This is a genomic window from Okeania sp. SIO1H4 (genome assembly GCF_010672695.1).
Taxonomy (GTDB): Bacteria; Cyanobacteriota; Cyanobacteriia; order Cyanobacteriales; family Microcoleaceae; genus Okeania; species Okeania hirsuta.
This window is the reverse complement of the sequence record NZ_JAAHGB010000012.1, coordinates 182,684-198,462: the sequence shown is the minus strand read 5'-3', so window position 1 is coordinate 198,462 and position 15,779 is coordinate 182,684. Positions and strand designations below refer to the sequence as shown.

Genomic DNA, 15,779 nt, shown 5'->3' with positions numbered 1-15,779 from the left:
GGATGTCCGCCTCACGGGGTGACAAGTACCTCAAAACCATTGTTTAATGGTTTAAAAGATATAAGCGAGGGTGAAAAATTGACTGGTTTTGTGAGAATAATAATTATTTATTCTTGTTGGTGATTTGGGTGAGATTCGCTCACCTACACCAGCAAATAACGTTGATTAATTTTTCTTCCCTCTTGACTTCTGACTCCTGACTCCTTGAAACACCCGTGCGTATTTGTAGCAAAAATTTTAGTATTTCATATTATGTCTACAGAAACAAAAAACTCGAACCAAAATGCAGTAATTATCGGTGGAGGTCCGGCTGGTTTTGCCACTGCAATAATGTTAGCTAAACGTGGTTGGCATCAAATTACAGTATTAGAAAAACGACCTGCTGCTGATTTTTATGAACCTGATAAATCATTCCATTATTTAATAGATGGGCGCGGTCAAAAATTTACTGATTTATTAGGTTTAACTGAAAAATTAGCAAAAATTAGCGTTCCTAATACAGACTTTTACCTCACAGAAATTAAGGCTGATGGTAATCGCAAAACATCAAAATTGCCCATAGTAGACCCCAATAGAAAAACTGCTTATTGGTTACAGCGTCGCATGTTTTTGCAGTTATTATTTCAAGAAATTGAAGAAAATTGGCAGCATTGTATTACCGTTTTGTTCAATACAAAATGTTTAAAAATAGTACAAGAAAACTCCAAACTACAAATCATTGCTCAAGAAATTATTGAAGAAGGAAGAAGGAAGAAGGAAGAAGGAAGAAGGGAATACCAAAGGACCGAAAAAGTAGATGGGAACAGTCAACAACTGGCTGTAGACGGTGTATTAAAAGAAAAAGATAATCAACAAACATATCAATTTGAACCACATCTTTTGGTAGGTTGTGACGGTATTAATTCCTTAGTTAGACAAACTTTAGATAAGTGGGATAATTCTGGTACAGATAAATTTAAAATGCAGTTTTTTCCTTCTGCAAGTTCTGGTTTGAAATACAAAGTTTTAACTATCCAACCAAACTTTCCCATAGAACATAATAGTTCAGAGTGTGCAGTCTCCACAATGGCTTATGCTATCCGTGGAGCATTTTCAGATTCTCAGCATTCTCTCTCCCTTGGAATTTTACCTTTTGCTCAACCCAACGAACCGAGAACAGCAAATATTATTAGGCCACCAAACCATGAAATCTGGAATTTGCCAGATGGTGAAAAATTATACGCATTTCTAGAGAAAGCATTTCCACAGTTGCCAATAAATCAAATAATATTGCCAGAAGAAAGCGATCGCTTTGCTAAAAGTGAGGGTGGATATTTTCCTCTGCCTCAATATTGTTCTGGGCTACATTGGTTGTTACCAACAAGGGAGAATGGTGGAGTAGTATTATTGGGAGATGCCATCCATTGTTTTCCACCAGATATTGGACAAGGTGTCAATTCTGCCTTGGAGGATGTGTGTATTCTCGATCAAGCACTTTCTCAAACTAATGATATTATCTCTGATGCTTTGCCATTATTTGAGTCTTTGCGTTCTCCAGATATAAAGCCTTTAATACGTCTAGCTCAAACTGCTTTTCCTTGGCAATATAATCAAAATATTCCTCGAAAAAGACTGTGGACTATCAACTTTTTTATCCGGTTATTGTTGAGTCGGATATTGCCTTTTATTTTTAGTCCTCCTGCTTTTATGATGATTCAAAACCACCAACTTAGTTATGGTGAAATATGGGCGATGGCTCAAAGAACAACTATTTATATATATGTATTTGGGCTAATGTTAATTTTAGGGAGTTTAGCTTGGTTTTTTATATGATATTTAAGCATTCAGCTATTAGCAGTCAGCTATCAGCAATTAATAATGAATAATTACTTCTCAGGTTGGGTCAGAAGGCTTTGACAGTAACTTTTTATTCTTTCCTAAATTTCAAAGGTTGTTTTTACCTTTCCCAACATTAATAGCTGATAGCTAATAACTGACGGCTGTTAGCTCCGCATTCCGCAGGAAATGCTTACCATGATATTGGTTGATTTTAACTGTATATGAAAGTCATAAATTTGATTGAAAAAGATATTTATTAATTAAGCATTCAGCAGTAGGGGTAAACGGCCGTTTACCCCTAAAAATTGTATATAATTTAGTATTTTTCCTAAGTACTGTAATTATAAATGTCGCTCCGGTTAAGATAGCGATCGCTCTTGACACAAGCTTATTCCTAAATACTAAATAAATAATACTGATATAGCAGTCGAAGGAAAGTGCGCGGATATATCGAAAGCTTAAAACTCAGACAAAGCTATATTTTTCCTTCTTATAGCAAGGGTGAAAAAAGAATGCTTAACTTTAGGTGATACTTCAATTATTCTGATGTTTACTTCTCCCCTACTCCCCCACTCCCCTACTCCCCTGCTCAAGAATAATGTGGCAAACATTTATCACACTTGGTATTACTTCCCTCTTCCTTCTTCCTTCTCGCTTGCTATAATAAACTTAGCTATCTAAAGCTTATTTTGTCTTCAAATATTAATGGCTAAAATGAAATTTAAAATATTAATAACAACCCTATTATTTTCCATAGCTTTTGCTACACCTGTAGTTGCATATACAAAGTGGCAAGTACGAATTTTAAAACGTTCAAAAGAATGTTTTTTCTGCAACCTTTCCGATATAAATCTCAGTGATTCTAATTATAAGAAAATGAACGTGACTGGTTCTGTATTAAAAAATGCTAACTTCTCTGGTACAAACCTTGAAAAAGCCAACTTTACCAACACAGATTTAACAGGGGCAAAATTCGAGAGCGCCAACTTACAAGAAGCTAACTTACAAAAGTCTATCCTTAAATCTACTAACTTTTGGGGGGCAAATCTTCAAGAGGCCAATTTACGCGGAGCAGACCTCACAGAAGCCATTTTTTGGAATGCCGATTTAAGAGGAGCAGATTTGCGGGACACTGATATTAGTAATGCTAGCTTCATCGATGCCCAGCTCAACGGTGCAATCTTACCTGATGGCAGCATATATCAATACAAATAGGCTTAATTAAGGTATCAGCTACTAATTGATATTAAAGAAGCACTTCAGCGGTCAGCTTTTTCTGCGGAATGCTGCGCAAACAGCTTTCAGCAGATTTTTTTGAGATGCCTTTGTTTGTGGAGCATTCCGGAACGGAAAGGAGATTTCAACTCCTCCGAGGGCCATCCGGTTGCTCAGAAGCCGGGGATTTTTACCCAGAGCGTTAACGAAGTCAGAGATCAGAACTCAGAAGTCAAAAGTCAGAAGTTAACCCACCCCTCGCCCCTCCCCCTCCCAGGAGGGGAAGTAGGGGACTTGAGCTTCGCTCCAAAAATATTTCGCCAATCAAGGCAGGGTGGCGCGACCCAATTATTTTGATAAAAGCTGATAGCTGATAGCTAAAAGCTGATAGCTAGTTAACTTTTGTACCCTTTACCCTTACAATCTTGAAACATTGTAAATATTTTCAATTTTAACTCGCCCTTTTATTAATTACCCTTAAAAACTATGGCTATTGGCTACCTCGCCTTTGTTCTTCATGCCCATCTACCTTTTGTCAGACATCCAGAAAGTGATTATGTCCTAGAAGAAGAGTGGCTCTTTGAAGCAATAACCGAAACTTATGTCCCTCTAATACAAATGTTTGAGGGATTAAAACGAGATGGTGTGGACTTTAAAATTACTATGAGTCTCACACCACCTTTGGTGTCTATGCTACGAGACCCACTATTACAAGAACGCTATGAACACCATTTAAGCTTACTTGAAGAATTAGCAGAAAAAGAATATGACCACAATCTCCATAACGGTCATATCCGCTACCTTGCAGAACATTACGCCACCCACTTCAATAATGTTCGAGAACTCTGGGAACGTTACGACTGCGACTTAATTTCTGCATTTAAACAGTTTCAAGACAGCAATAACCTAGAAATTATGACCTGTGGGGCCACTCATGGTTACTTTCCACTAATGAAAATGTATCCGGAGGCAGTCTGGGCACAAATAGAGGTTGCTTGTCAAGATTATGAAGCAAATTTTGGCCGTCGTCCCAGAGGGATTTGGGTGCCAGAATGTGCCTATTATGAAGGTCTGGAGCGAATGTTGGCAGATGCTGGGATACGTTACTTTTTAACAGATAGCCACGGCGTACTCTATGCTCGACCACGGCCTAGATTTGGTAGTTATGCTCCTATATTTACAGAAACAGGAGTAGCTGTTTTTTCCAGAGACCATGAATCTTCTCAACAGGTTTGGTCTTCCCAAGTAGGATATCCAGGAGACACAGAATATCGAGAGTTTTATAAAGATTTAGGTTGGGAAGCAGAATATGAATATATAAAGCCTTATATTATGCCTAATGGCCAGAGGAAGAATACTGGTATTAAATATCATAAAATTACAGGTCGTGGCTTGGGATTAGGAGATAAACAACTTTACGACCCGTACTGGGCCAGGGAAAAAGCTGCGGAACACGCTGGCAATTTTATGTTTAATCGGGAACGCCAGGTTGAGCATTTATACCATATTATGGAGCAACTCCCGATTATTGTTTCTCCTTACGATGCTGAGTTGTTTGGTCACTGGTGGTATGAAGGACCTTGGTTTTTGGATTTCCTCTTCCGTAAAACTTGGTATGACCAAAGTACTTATCGGATGACTCATTTAGCAGATTATTTGCAGAAACACCCAGAACATCAAGTTTGTCTTCCAGCACAGTCTAGTTGGGGATATAAGGGTTTTCATGAATATTGGCTCAATAATACTAACTCTTGGATTTATCCTCATCTACATACTACTGCAGAGCGAATGATTGAGTTGGCGGGACGAACACCAGCAGATGAGTTGGAGTTGCGGGCATTAAATCAAGCTGCCAGAGAACTTTTGCTGGCTCAATCTTCTGATTGGGCTTTTATTATGAGTACGGGGACTATGGTTTCTTATGCTGTGCGGAGAACAAGGTCCCATTTGATGCGTTTTAATAAGCTCTATGAAGATATTCTACAGGGAAAGATTGATTCAGGTTGGTTGGAAAAGCTGGAGGTGATCGACAATATCTTTCCTCAAATCAACTATCGAGTGTACAAACCACTTTTTCAGTAGTTAAAAGAGGGAGTAGGAAGTAGGGAGTAGGGAACCCACCCCTCGCCCCTCCCCCTCCCAGGAGGGGAAATAATTGATGATTTATGTGGGATAATTTATTTTCTTTTTTATGACAGCGGTTTTCATTTGGGTAGACCACAGTAGGGACGTTCCTATGGTTAGTCCCTACAAGGTTTTGTTTGTGAAGATGTGGTTCATAAATTAGCAAAAGCGCTGTATTGGAGATTTCTAGCGATCGAAAAACTTTCCCCCTTCTCACCTTTCCTTCTATAGCAATGAGCGCTGGTATATTTACAAATTGCAGGAGAGGCCAAATAGCTAAAAGTCTTATATGATCAGCAATTTATTCCCCCAGATGAGCTCTTGCCAGATGAGCTGTTGCCTGCGCACAGCGCTATACCTTATTGCGCCAGAACGCTACATATATAAGTTTAATATATTGCAACTCTACATATAGCGTTTAGAATTAATAAAAATAAAGATTTGTAAATAATTAGCATTTTGTAGCAAAAGTTACAGAATTTTTAGTTAATATAAAAATGTAAGGGAAAAAAGCTTCCCAAACATAAGTTCAATAATTAGGGGAGAAAATCAAATATGTTTACTGAAACTCAAACACGCTCTTTAATGGTACGTCACCACCACTTAGTAAAAAATCGTCAACAGTCAATGCTAAACAGAGTAGCTGTAGAAGTGGGCTTAGAAAATAGTAACTATTGGGGCCACATTCAAGGAAAAGTACAGCCTAGCTTTAGGAAAAATTATGAGCGTGGTCATGCTTCAATGAGCTAATTTATTTTCTTTCTTGCCATCATCATTAATCTTTAACAAACAACAGTTAATCAAACAGGAGAATTAAAAATATGTCGGTAGAAAATCAAGCACGCTCTTTAATGATCCGTCATCATAACCTAGTGAAAAATCGTCAACAGTCAATGCTGAACCGCACCGCCACAGAAGTGGGCGTGGAAGCAGATAATTACTGGGGAAATATTCAAGGAAAACCTCATCCTAGTTTTGTCACTACTTATGACCGTAGTCATGCTTCTATGAGCTAGAGTGAAAATCAAAAGTCAGCAACAGGAGAATGAAAAATATGTATGTAGAAAATCAAGCTCGTTCTTTAATGATCCGTCATCACAACCTAGTGAAAAATCGTCAACAGTCAATGCTGAACCGCACCGCCACAGAAGTGGGCGTGGAAGCAGATAATTACTGGGGAAATATTCAAGGAAAACCTCATCCTAGTTTTGTCACTACTTATGACCGTAGTCATGCTTCTATGAGTTAAAAATATTTTCCTAATAATTGAGTGATATCATGTTTGGTAGCATCGGTCTTGTATAGCAAAAGTAAGGAAGAAGAAAGAAAAAAGAAGGAAAATCTTAAATATGGTAGATATTTCCTCAACTTTTACACCAACGATACCAATAGACATGATATGATTTTTTTGACTCATTAGTCGCAACTTAACTACTGTAGTTAAGTTGCGACTAAATTTTTTCTCTAATATAGTAGATCTTTCCCCAGCTTTTACAAACAGGACTTATATCATGTCAGGATAATTAGCGATCGAAAAACTTTCTCCTTTTACTCCTCTTTTTTCTTGCTTCTTTCTTCTTGATTCCCTCCTGACTCCTGAGGATTCCATCGTTTATTTATAAGTATTCAACCAGGCATGGTATTACTTACCCAAACAAGAAACCGGGTTGATTTCCCAGATTATTGTCTTTCAAATCAGGAAATGTGTGGATAATATCAAATCTGGTAGCATCGGTGTTATTCAGTATTAAATATGTAGGGGCGAATGGTATTCGCCCTATATTGTAGGGATGCCATTCGGAGCTTTGCGGAGCGCAAATGGCCATTCGCCCTTACCCATTGTATGACGATCGACTGAATTATATTACTCCGAAGCCAACAGATTTGATATAAACCCGGTTTCTGCGTAAGTTCTAACACAAACTATACTAATGGACATGAGATGAGATCATCTTGTAAAATAGTTTATATTCACTCACTATCTGTTAGTATATATTTTCAATGCCATCTCCAACAACTCTACTAGAAGCAATTCGAGGTTACCGTATTTCACAGTGTATTTATATTGCTGCAAAACTCGGGATTGCCGATCTGCTCAAAGACGGAGAACAACACTCTGATGCCTTGGCCAGTGCCACTAATACCAACAAAGATGCAATTTATCGACTGTTACGAGCTTTAGCCAGTGTCGGCATTTTTGCAGAAACTCAGCCCCACTATTTTCAGCTAACTCCACTAGCAGCATATTTGCAAAGTGATGTTCCTAACTGCTCTATAAAACTTATACAAAGCGTCACATAAAGTGACAACTTGATGTTTACTTCCTGTTTCTACTGAGGCCGTCGGCGGTTACTCATCCACAGGCATTCATGCACAGGCATTCACGGTCGAGCCGACCGCATCTCTTGAGTGTGTCTTGCATTCTGAGGTTTCCTCGCCAATTAGCACTCGCTTTCTTAAATTTATACTGGCGTTTAAATCTCTATCTATTGACAACCCACAATCTGGGCAGTTATAAGTTCTCAGGTTTAATGGCAGATCTTGGACGTGACCGCAGTTAGAACAAGTTTTTGATGATGGAAAGAATCTATCAACTACTACTAACTTAGAGCCGTACCATTGGCATTTATACTTAAGCTGTCTCCGAAATTCATAAAATCACTATCTGCTAACTGATTTTCGCTAACTTATGGTTAGCTAACATACCCTTGACGTTTAAATCTTCTATGACAACACTGCCGTGGTTTTTGGCTAAATATGTTGTCAGTTTATGAAGTGCGTCTTTACGGATGTTTGCTACTTTTCTATGCAACCTGGCTATCTTCCGTTGTGCCGCCCTCCAGTTAGCAGAGCCTACCTCTTTATGACGATTTAGGTATTGCAGTCGAGATAACTTAGCTTCAAATTTATGATACGATCTCACACTCTCAAATACTTTTCCATCACTTAATGTCGCTAAGGTTTTCACACCTAAATCTACACCTACTACATCAGTTTTTTTGGGTGTAGTGTGAGAACGAAATTCATAGCTACAACTGAGATACCAATCCGAAGCTTGTCTGCTAATAGTGATTTTTTTAGTTGTTGCCTCAATGGGTTCATAAGTTTTGACCATACCAATAAAAGGTAATTTATGATTCCATCCATTTAGTTCTATTGGTTTTCCAGAATTATCAATTGTGTTTGCGTAGCATTCCGAAGGAAAAGAATCAGACCTACCCTTCTTTTTAAACTTTGGGTATTTTCCTAATCCTTTAAAGAACCTTTTAAATGCTTCACCTAAGTTTCGGAAAGCATATTGGTAAACTTTAGATGACAAGTTTTCATCCAGGGATATAAAGGCTTTGTGTGGTTAGTAAAAACCTCTCTAATTATACGAATGTTTGGCTTGTAACCATCAATATATGCAGCATTCCATAAACTTAAACCCCAATTATAACAGAAACGTGAGTAGCCTAAGTGTTGAGCCATCAGAGTTTTCTGCTTGTTATTAAGTTTGAGCTTGGTTCTAATAGATTTCATTTACTTCTAAACACAGCCTATCTAATAGTACGGTTTATAACTTATTATATCGTTATTCTTTGATTAAGTCAATGCTCCTTAAAAACCTATGCAATCATGTTAGGAGAAGAACATTATCAAGTCTGGGGGAGTATAATGTATAGCATATAGACAGGAGATAACGCTTTGGAGAACTTGTATGGGATGAATTTTTACGAGTTCTTCAAGCAAAACTCTGCCTCAGCAAAAACTTTCGATCAGGCGATGACAGATCTTTCAGGAGTTGTAAATGTTAGTATCTTAGCTGCTTACAATTTTTCATCTATTGGTAAATTGGTTGATGTGGGTGGTGGTAATGGCAAACTGCTATCTTCTATTCTTGAAGCTTATCCTACTATGACTGGGGTGTTGTCGGAAAATGGCTGGTTTAATGGGAGTTTCCGAGCAGATTGTAGAAGAAATTGAGGCAGTAATTATTGAAGAACAGAAACTTAAGGATAAACGAAATGCTCTAGTTTATGATAGCAAGGTCTTGTGGGAGTAGCCACAAATATTAGGATTGATGGAATATCTCAAACAAGAAAATATCAATAGGACTTATGCAGTAGAACGTATTTCCGTAATTGCGACCCTATGGGTTTGCGGAGCAGTCGGGAACGGAAAGCAATCTCAAACGCTTCTGTTTCGTGCCTCGTGCGTAAGTCCCGATCTATAATAATTTTGAGATATCCATCAAAGGAAGTTGCAACTGATTTTTTGATCTTCAAATGAAAATCTAGATTTATGATGAAGTTTAGTCTGTAATACCCCCCAAATAATTTATAATTACCAGTCAGCACAATTATCAAATCAAGGAAAGAAAAATGTCAGACTGGCAAGTAATAACTGGCGGAGTAACAGCTCCCAAAGGATATCGGGCAACAGGAGTTACTGCGGGGTTAAAACCCTCTGGAGCACCAGACTTGGCCTTGATATTATCAGATGTAGATGCGATCGCAGCTGGAGTCTTCACGACAAGTCAAGTACGAGCTGCTTGTGTGGACTACTGTCGGCAACAGCTAGAAGCTAAACCAAGTGCTAGAGCAATTTTGTGTAATGCTGGGCAAGCAAATGCTGTGACTGGAAGTTTAGGTTGGCAGGATGCTGTGGAAAGCGCGGAAGTATTGGGGAAAACACTCAATATTTCTCCAGAGTCAATATTACTAGCTTCTACAGGAGTTATTGGCAAACGAATTAAAATGGATGCTCTCAAAGCAGCAATTCCCCAGTTAGTCTCTACAGTTTCCACCGAAGGGGGAGAGGCAGCAGCTAAAGCTATTGTTACTACAGACTTAGTCACAAAGTCAATTGCTCTGGAAACTCAAATGGGCGATCGCCCGGTGCGTATTGGTGGTATTGCTAAAGGTTCTGGCATGATCCATCCGAATATGGCAACAATGCTGTCATTTGTAACTTGTGATGCAGCAGTTTCTCCTCCATTATGGCAAGAGATGTTAACTAGAGCAGTTAATCGTAGTTTTAATCAAATTACTGTTGATGGGGATACGAGTACCAATGATACAGTAATTGCTTTGGCAAATGGTCAATCTCGCACCTCTGCTATTACTAATGCGGGGGTGGAGGCGGAAAAGTTGGAGGCGATGTTGACAGAAGTTTGTGTATATTTTGCAAAAGCGATCGCTCGTGATGGAGAGGGTGCCACTTGTCTGATGGAAGTTCAGGTTACAGGAACATCTGATGAAGCATCTGCGAATAAAATTGCTAAGACTATTGCCGGATCTTCTCTGGTAAAATCAGCTATTTTTGGTCGCGACCCCAACTGGGGAAGAATTGCTGGAGCTGCTGGTCGCGCTGGAGTCAAGTTTGAGCAGGAGCAGTTACAGATAAAGTTGGGAGACTTTTTGATGATGGAAAACGGTCAACCTTTAGATTTTGACCGAGCTGCTGCTAGCGAGTATTTGAAACAGAGAGCAGCGGGAGAATATTTGAAGGATGATACTGTGTTAATTTCTGTCAAAGTTGGCGATGGTGGTGGTAGTGGGAAAGCTTGGGGATGTGACCTGAGTTATGATTATGTGAAAATTAACGCTGAGTACACTACCTGATAATTAATCAGGACTTACGCAAATTGACTTTGAAAGCACCATCTGTAGGGGCGTTAACGATAGTTATGCGAAGCAAATGGCATTTGCGCTCCGCAAAGCTCTGAATGGCACCCTCACTGGATTTAGTGTCCGTGCGTAAGTCCTGTAATATTATTAGACATCTCCAGAAAAGAGGGAATAGGGAATAGGGAATAGGTATGGAGGGGGAAATAACTGATAATTTATGTACGATAATTGATTTTTTTTTGATTTTTGGAGATGTCTATTGCTGAAAAAATATGTAAGCATTCAGCTATTAATATCATGTCTGGTTAAACAGTGATAAATAAATAACTACGGAGGAGTCAGCAGGACCGAGTCAGGAGTCAGGAGGAAAGAGGTAATAAAGAAGAACAACAGGAGAAGAAGGAGAAAGTTTTTTTATAACTAATTATCCGGACATGATATAACTCTCAGCTATAAGCTTTTTAATGAATGAAGCAAGCATTCGTTTAATTTTTACTACATTCTCAAACAAAGATTCGTACTCTAAAGCTTTGATAAAATTGCTTTTTTCTCCTTTAAAGATAATAAAGCTGATAGCTGACTGCTGAATGCTTACAAAAATATGATGAGATGCGATGGCTTTTTGAGTTGTTTTGAGGAGCGATCGCCACCAACAATATCTTTATCTCCAACAAGTAGATAAGTTCCTGATTAAAGTGATGTATATATAAGACTCTATTTATGGGTAAGAATAGCTTATGCAAGACGGGAAAGTTACAGGAAAGTTAGCCTATAATATTGTAGTAAAGCTTAAGATACCTTTTAATAGATGGTAATTCATGTATTGAAAATCATCAAATTTATTTAAACCCATTAATTGGTAGAATGTAATGATAGTCTTAACATTTTTTAACTATTGAAATAATATGAATTTATGAAAATCATTTGTATTGAGAAAAGGGAAATAGTATAGTTAACTATAGCAACCCTATTTTATTCGTGTCAAAAATCTTACTGCTTTTTAGGGAACACTTAACTGGGAACACTTAACTGGCAAGAGTTTCATCTTTTTTATTTACTTTTTGATTTGTCACGACCTATTTAGGATTGCTATAACTATGTTTGATATAATTTCTGTTCAACTAAGAATAAATACTCATAAAAATTGTAATTAAATTATATTAACGAGAATTATGATCAATCAAAAATTAAACCTGGTGTTATTTTTCTTAGCATTAACAATAACAACGCCTTTACATTTACCAAGAGTAATAGCAGAAACTACTCAAGTACAAAATAATTCTAATGAGAATTGGGAAAAAGCTTTTGAAGATGTATTTAATCAATCCGATGAAGACCCACCAGTAAAACAGAAGGAGGGTACTTCTAGAGGTGGCCTATGTTTAGTTTCTCCTGGTCTAATAGAGGTAGAAGGAAAAATTTGGAATACTCGCCCTATATTTATTTGGCAAGGACCATTAAACACAATTGAGATTCATCCCTCTAATAGCTATCAGGTTTTGTGGACTTTTGACATTCAAGAAAATGAAGAAATAGTTGATTATACTGGGGAAGAATTAGAACCTGGTAATACTTATCGTTGGAGAACATTTGAGAGTAAAGATAAAGATTCTATTGGTGGTATGGAACAAAGAACTTTTAGCATTATGGATGTGGAAGAACATGAAACTATTACTCAAGGTTTAGCCAAACTCGATCAAGATTTAAACAAACAAGGAGCGACAAAAGAAGCGATCGCTTTTGCTAGATTTCAATTTTTTGCTGAACGTAATTTATGGTCTGACGCTTTATCAGAAGTATTTAAAGTTAAGAAACCTTCTATAGAATTACAAGCTTTTCGTCGCAATATTTTGCAGCGTTTGTGTAAACGGGGTCAAAATTAAATCCATTGAAGAAGGAAGAGGGAAGAGGGAAGAGGGAAGAGGGAAGAGGGAAGAGGGAAGAGGGAAGAAGGAAAAATCTTGTTTTGTCTGAGTTTAAAGCTTTACTCCCCTAGTCCCCCACTCCCTCACTCCCCCACTTCCCTACTCCCAACTATATAATAAGTATTCAAGCAGATTTGATATAAGCTGAAGGATTTAATCTCAACCATGAACCTAATTTTATACAGTAAACCAGGTTGCCATCTTTGCGAAGGACTCCAAGAAAAACTCGAAGAAATACTGAAAGACTCTGAAAACCCCTGTAAATTCCACTTAGAGATTAGAGACATTACCACTCGTGATGATTGGTTTCAAGCATATCAATATGAAGTGCCCGTACTTTCTGTCTGTGAAGCGGATACCACAACTGAACAATTCATACCACGTCCCTCTCCCAGAATGTCAGTGAGAAAATTGCAGCAAATGTTACAAAAATATTTTTAATTAATTGATAATTGATCATGGATAATTGATAATTACCTCTGGTTGAAAATAGCAGTCGGCAGTCAGCAGTCAGCGGTCAGCTCTCAAGGCGTATGATAGGGGATACTCAAGACAAGCAGCTCCGCGTCTACAAATGGTCGATTGGATCGACCGCTTTTTTCCCCTTAAAAGGGGAGGCTTTAAACCAGAATTATTTAATTATTAATTATTAATTATTCGGTAAACTTGTGGTATTGATAACCAAAAAATTCTGTTGATAAAAAGTCCTAAATTTTAGCAAAAAACGATAGGAGTTCCTAACATGAAATTGAGAGAATTATTAGCAAAAGTTCCCAGTATTTCCCTTGCCAATAATCATCCTGCATTAGAGACAGAAATCAAAGGTTTAGCCACAAATTCCCATGCTTGTCAGACAGGGGATTTATTTTTAGGAATGCCAGGTACCCGTGTGGATGGAGGAGAATTTTGGGAAAGCGCCATCGCTAATGGTGCAGTGGCAGCTTTAGTTTCTCAACAAGCAGCTCAAAAACACCAACCAAAAAATGAATGTGTTATCCCAGTTGCTGACATGACTCAAACTTGTCCAGAAGTTGCTACAGCATTCTATGACTATCCAGGGCAAAAAATGAAGATGGTAGGTATTACTGGCACCAACGGCAAAACAACCACCACCCACTTAGTAGAATTTCTCCTCAATAACGTTCAACTACCAACTGCTTTATTCGGCACTCTCTACGCTCGTTGGCCTGGTTTTGAGGAAACAGCAGCTTACACCACACCTTTTCCAGTGGAATTGCAAAAACAACTGGCGCAAGCAGTAGCAGCAGGTAGCAAATATGGAGTTATGGAAGTTAGTTCCCACTCTCTACATCAAAAGCGAGTTTGGGGTTGTAGTTTTGAGGTGGCAGTATTTACCAATTTGACTCAAGACCATCTCGACTATCACAAAGATATGGATGATTACTTTGAGGCAAAAGCGCTACTTTTTAGCTCAGACTATCTCAAGGATCGCGCTATAGTTAATGCTGACGACCCCTACGGTAAAAAGTTAATCGCCAGAATGGAACCGGAGCAAGTTTGGAGCTATAGTACGAGCAACACTTCCGCCGATTTTTGGGCTTCAGATTTAGAATATCAACCCACCGGAGTTAAAGGAATTCTGCATACTCCCCAAGGTGAAATTCCTTTTAGTTTGCCACTGGTAGGACAGTATAATTTATCTAATATGTTGGCAGCAGTGGGAGCAGCTTTACATTTTGGTTTAGATTTAGCAATGGTCGTTGCTCAGTTATCAGAATTTCCTGGGGTTCCTGGTCGGATGGAAAAGGTACAGGTTAGTAACGAGCAAGATGTCAGCGTCATAGTTGACTATGCTCATACTCCCGATAGTTTAGAGAATTTATTAAAGGCAGCACGACCTTTTATTCCCGGTCGAATGATTTGTGTATTTGGTTGTGGAGGCGATCGCGACCGTACTAAAAGGCCAAAAATGGGTAAAATAGCTGCTGAATTATCAGACTTAGCTGTAGTGACATCTGATAACCCCCGCACTGAAGACCCGGAAAAAATATTACAGGATATTTTAGAGGGAATATCTCCAGAAGTTAAGCCTTTAGTAATAGGCGATCGCTCCCAAGCTATTCGTACTGCCATTATGGAAGCAAAACCTGGAGATGGGGTATTAATAGCAGGAAAAGGTCACGAAGATTATCAAATTTTGGGAACAGAGAAAATCCATTTTGATGACCGGGAGCAAGCAAGAGATGCTTTGAAAGATAAGTATGGTTTAAGTCAAAAGTAAAGTAGACCTGGGTTGGGTTTTGCGCTTCGCTTAGAGGTTGTCTGAGAAGTTTTATTTGCTACATCAAAGCCCCCTAAATCCCCCAATGCGAGGGGGACTTTTAGAAGCACATTGACTCTTGTTCCCCCCAGAATTGGGGGGCTAGGGGGGCAAAATTTGGTTCTGGTCCACGCCCCCTAAATCCCCCTCGCATTGGGGGACTTTGACCAGCTAATGAATTCTTGTTCCCCCCAGAATTGGGGGGCTAGGGGGGCAAAATTTGGTTCTGGTCTACGCCCCCTAAATCCCCCTCGCATTGGGGGACTTTGACCAGCTAATGAATTTTTATTCCCCCCAGAATTGGGGGGTTAGGGGGGCAAAATTCATCACCAGCCTTCTGTTTGTAAGGTTTTGAGGTCTTCCTGAAATTCGGCTACGTCGTAATGGACACAAATTCCACGATCGCTAATTAATTTCTGAAATTGCATTCGGTGTATTCCCAATAATTCACTGGTTTTACCTAAGCTGATTTTTTCTTGTTGAAAAAGCATAATCACAATTTCTACTAATACTTCATCTTCTGACAAGCCACTTGCTTGTACAATTTGATCTGATATTAATAAACTCATTTTATCCGGACATGATTTTACTAGCTTCGTTTTGAGCCAATATCACCAATATTTATCTCTCCAATAGTGCCAGAAAAGTCAATTTTATCGCCCATATTAATATCGCGTCCAGCAGTATTAATATCTCGCCCCGCTCGAATATTCTCCTGAACTTCTGACTGAATCTCTTCCCACCCACCATCCGGTAAACCTTTACCCCCACACAATAACGCTACCGGAAAATCATCTATTTGGG

The 15,779-nt window shown here is 38.7% G+C and carries 14 protein-coding genes and 1 pseudogene; 12 read left to right on the top strand and 3 right to left on the bottom strand.

All coding sequences use genetic code 11. The features are described from left to right. The first annotated feature begins 252 nt into the window (after positions 1–252). From F6K06_RS11795 to F6K06_RS11765, 7 genes are all read left to right on the top strand, one after another. Entirely contained in the window at positions 253–1,812 is a 1,560-nt protein-coding gene (locus F6K06_RS11795) for an NAD(P)/FAD-dependent oxidoreductase (RefSeq protein WP_287241107.1), read from the top strand. 720 nt (positions 1,813–2,532) lie between these two features. Further along, positions 2,533–3,033, top strand: a complete 501-nt coding sequence (locus F6K06_RS11790; RefSeq protein ID WP_161564416.1) for a pentapeptide repeat-containing protein — start codon at positions 2,533–2,535, stop codon at positions 3,031–3,033. 486 nt (positions 3,034–3,519) lie between these two features. After that, a complete protein-coding gene (locus F6K06_RS11785; RefSeq protein WP_124144161.1) occupies positions 3,520–5,115 on the top strand; it encodes a glycoside hydrolase family 57 protein in 1,596 nt (531 codons plus the stop codon). Between the two features lie 597 nt (positions 5,116–5,712). Continuing rightward, entirely contained in the window at positions 5,713–5,907 is a 195-nt protein-coding gene (locus F6K06_RS11780; protein ID WP_124144160.1) for a hypothetical protein, read from the top strand. A 71-nt stretch (positions 5,908–5,978) separates the two neighbouring features. Next, positions 5,979–6,173, top strand: coding sequence for a hypothetical protein (locus F6K06_RS11775; RefSeq protein ID WP_124144159.1), 195 nt, complete (start codon positions 5,979–5,981; stop codon positions 6,171–6,173). A gap of 38 nt (positions 6,174–6,211) precedes the next feature. Further along, on the top strand, positions 6,212–6,406 hold the full coding sequence (locus F6K06_RS11770; RefSeq protein WP_287241103.1) for a hypothetical protein: 195 nt from the start codon (positions 6,212–6,214) through the stop codon (positions 6,404–6,406). Between the two features lie 752 nt (positions 6,407–7,158). Next, positions 7,159–7,458 (top strand): methyltransferase dimerization domain-containing protein, encoded by a 300-nt coding sequence (locus F6K06_RS11765; protein WP_124154587.1) that lies wholly within the window; start codon positions 7,159–7,161, stop codon positions 7,456–7,458. Positions 7,459–7,524: 66 nt separating this feature from the next. Here the strand turns inward: F6K06_RS11765 and F6K06_RS34540 are convergent. Continuing rightward, a pseudogene (locus F6K06_RS34540) lies at positions 7,525–8,679 on the bottom strand (RNA-guided endonuclease InsQ/TnpB family protein). Between the two features lie 165 nt (positions 8,680–8,844). Here F6K06_RS34540 and F6K06_RS11745 point away from each other — a divergent pair. The 5 genes from F6K06_RS11745 (at position 8,845) to F6K06_RS11725 (ending at position 14,936) form a co-directional block, all read left to right on the top strand. After that, the gene (locus tag F6K06_RS11745; protein WP_353734942.1) at positions 8,845–9,123 is read left to right on the top strand and encodes a methyltransferase; all 279 of its coding nucleotides are present in this window, start codon (positions 8,845–8,847) and stop codon (positions 9,121–9,123) included. Between the two features lie 398 nt (positions 9,124–9,521). Next, the gene (gene argJ, locus F6K06_RS11740) at positions 9,522–10,763 is read left to right on the top strand and encodes a bifunctional ornithine acetyltransferase/N-acetylglutamate synthase (RefSeq protein WP_124144155.1); all 1,242 of its coding nucleotides are present in this window, start codon (positions 9,522–9,524) and stop codon (positions 10,761–10,763) included. Positions 10,764–11,941: 1,178 nt separating this feature from the next. Continuing rightward, a complete protein-coding gene (locus F6K06_RS11735) occupies positions 11,942–12,652 on the top strand; it encodes a hypothetical protein (RefSeq protein WP_287241098.1) in 711 nt (236 codons plus the stop codon). Positions 12,653–12,859: 207 nt separating this feature from the next. Beyond that, complete coding sequence (locus tag F6K06_RS11730; RefSeq protein ID WP_287241096.1) at positions 12,860–13,135, top strand: glutaredoxin family protein; 276 nt, start codon at positions 12,860–12,862, stop codon at positions 13,133–13,135. 301 nt (positions 13,136–13,436) lie between these two features. Further along, complete coding sequence (locus F6K06_RS11725) at positions 13,437–14,936, top strand: UDP-N-acetylmuramoyl-L-alanyl-D-glutamate--2,6-diaminopimelate ligase (RefSeq protein ID WP_287241094.1); 1,500 nt, start codon at positions 13,437–13,439, stop codon at positions 14,934–14,936. Positions 14,937–15,301: 365 nt separating this feature from the next. Here the strand turns inward: F6K06_RS11725 and F6K06_RS11720 are convergent, their stop codons facing one another. Next, entirely contained in the window at positions 15,302–15,544 is a 243-nt protein-coding gene (locus tag F6K06_RS11720; protein ID WP_124144151.1) for a UPF0175 family protein, read from the bottom strand. A gap of 20 nt (positions 15,545–15,564) precedes the next feature. After that, positions 15,565–15,750 carry a hypothetical protein gene (locus F6K06_RS11715; protein WP_205127307.1) on the bottom strand — a complete coding sequence of 62 codons (186 nt, stop codon included), beginning with the start codon at positions 15,748–15,750 and terminating at the stop codon, positions 15,565–15,567. Positions 15,751–15,779 lie beyond the last annotated feature (29 nt).

What these genes read in the sequence shown, in the direction of transcription:
- F6K06_RS11770 (WP_287241103.1), top strand. Translation starts at nt 6,212, where the DNA reads ATGTATGTAGAAAATCAAGCTCGTTCTTTAATGATCCGTCATCACAAC.
- argJ (WP_124144155.1), top strand. Translation starts at nt 9,522, where the DNA reads ATGTCAGACTGGCAAGTAATAACTGGCGGAGTAACAGCTCCCAAAGGA.
- F6K06_RS11780 (WP_124144160.1), top strand. Translation starts at nt 5,713, where the DNA reads ATGTTTACTGAAACTCAAACACGCTCTTTAATGGTACGTCACCACCAC.
- F6K06_RS11795 (WP_287241107.1), top strand. Translation starts at nt 253, where the DNA reads ATGTCTACAGAAACAAAAAACTCGAACCAAAATGCAGTAATTATCGGT.
- F6K06_RS11725 (WP_287241094.1), top strand. Translation starts at nt 13,437, where the DNA reads ATGAAATTGAGAGAATTATTAGCAAAAGTTCCCAGTATTTCCCTTGCC.
- F6K06_RS11720 (WP_124144151.1), bottom strand. Translation starts at nt 15,544, where the DNA reads ATGAGTTTATTAATATCAGATCAAATTGTACAAGCAAGTGGCTTGTCA.
- F6K06_RS11735 (WP_287241098.1), top strand. Translation starts at nt 11,942, where the DNA reads ATGATCAATCAAAAATTAAACCTGGTGTTATTTTTCTTAGCATTAACA.
- F6K06_RS11790 (WP_161564416.1), top strand. Translation starts at nt 2,533, where the DNA reads ATGAAATTTAAAATATTAATAACAACCCTATTATTTTCCATAGCTTTT.
- F6K06_RS11730 (WP_287241096.1), top strand. Translation starts at nt 12,860, where the DNA reads ATGAACCTAATTTTATACAGTAAACCAGGTTGCCATCTTTGCGAAGGA.
- F6K06_RS11785 (WP_124144161.1), top strand. Translation starts at nt 3,520, where the DNA reads ATGGCTATTGGCTACCTCGCCTTTGTTCTTCATGCCCATCTACCTTTT.
- F6K06_RS11765 (WP_124154587.1), top strand. Translation starts at nt 7,159, where the DNA reads ATGCCATCTCCAACAACTCTACTAGAAGCAATTCGAGGTTACCGTATT.
- F6K06_RS11775 (WP_124144159.1), top strand. Translation starts at nt 5,979, where the DNA reads ATGTCGGTAGAAAATCAAGCACGCTCTTTAATGATCCGTCATCATAAC.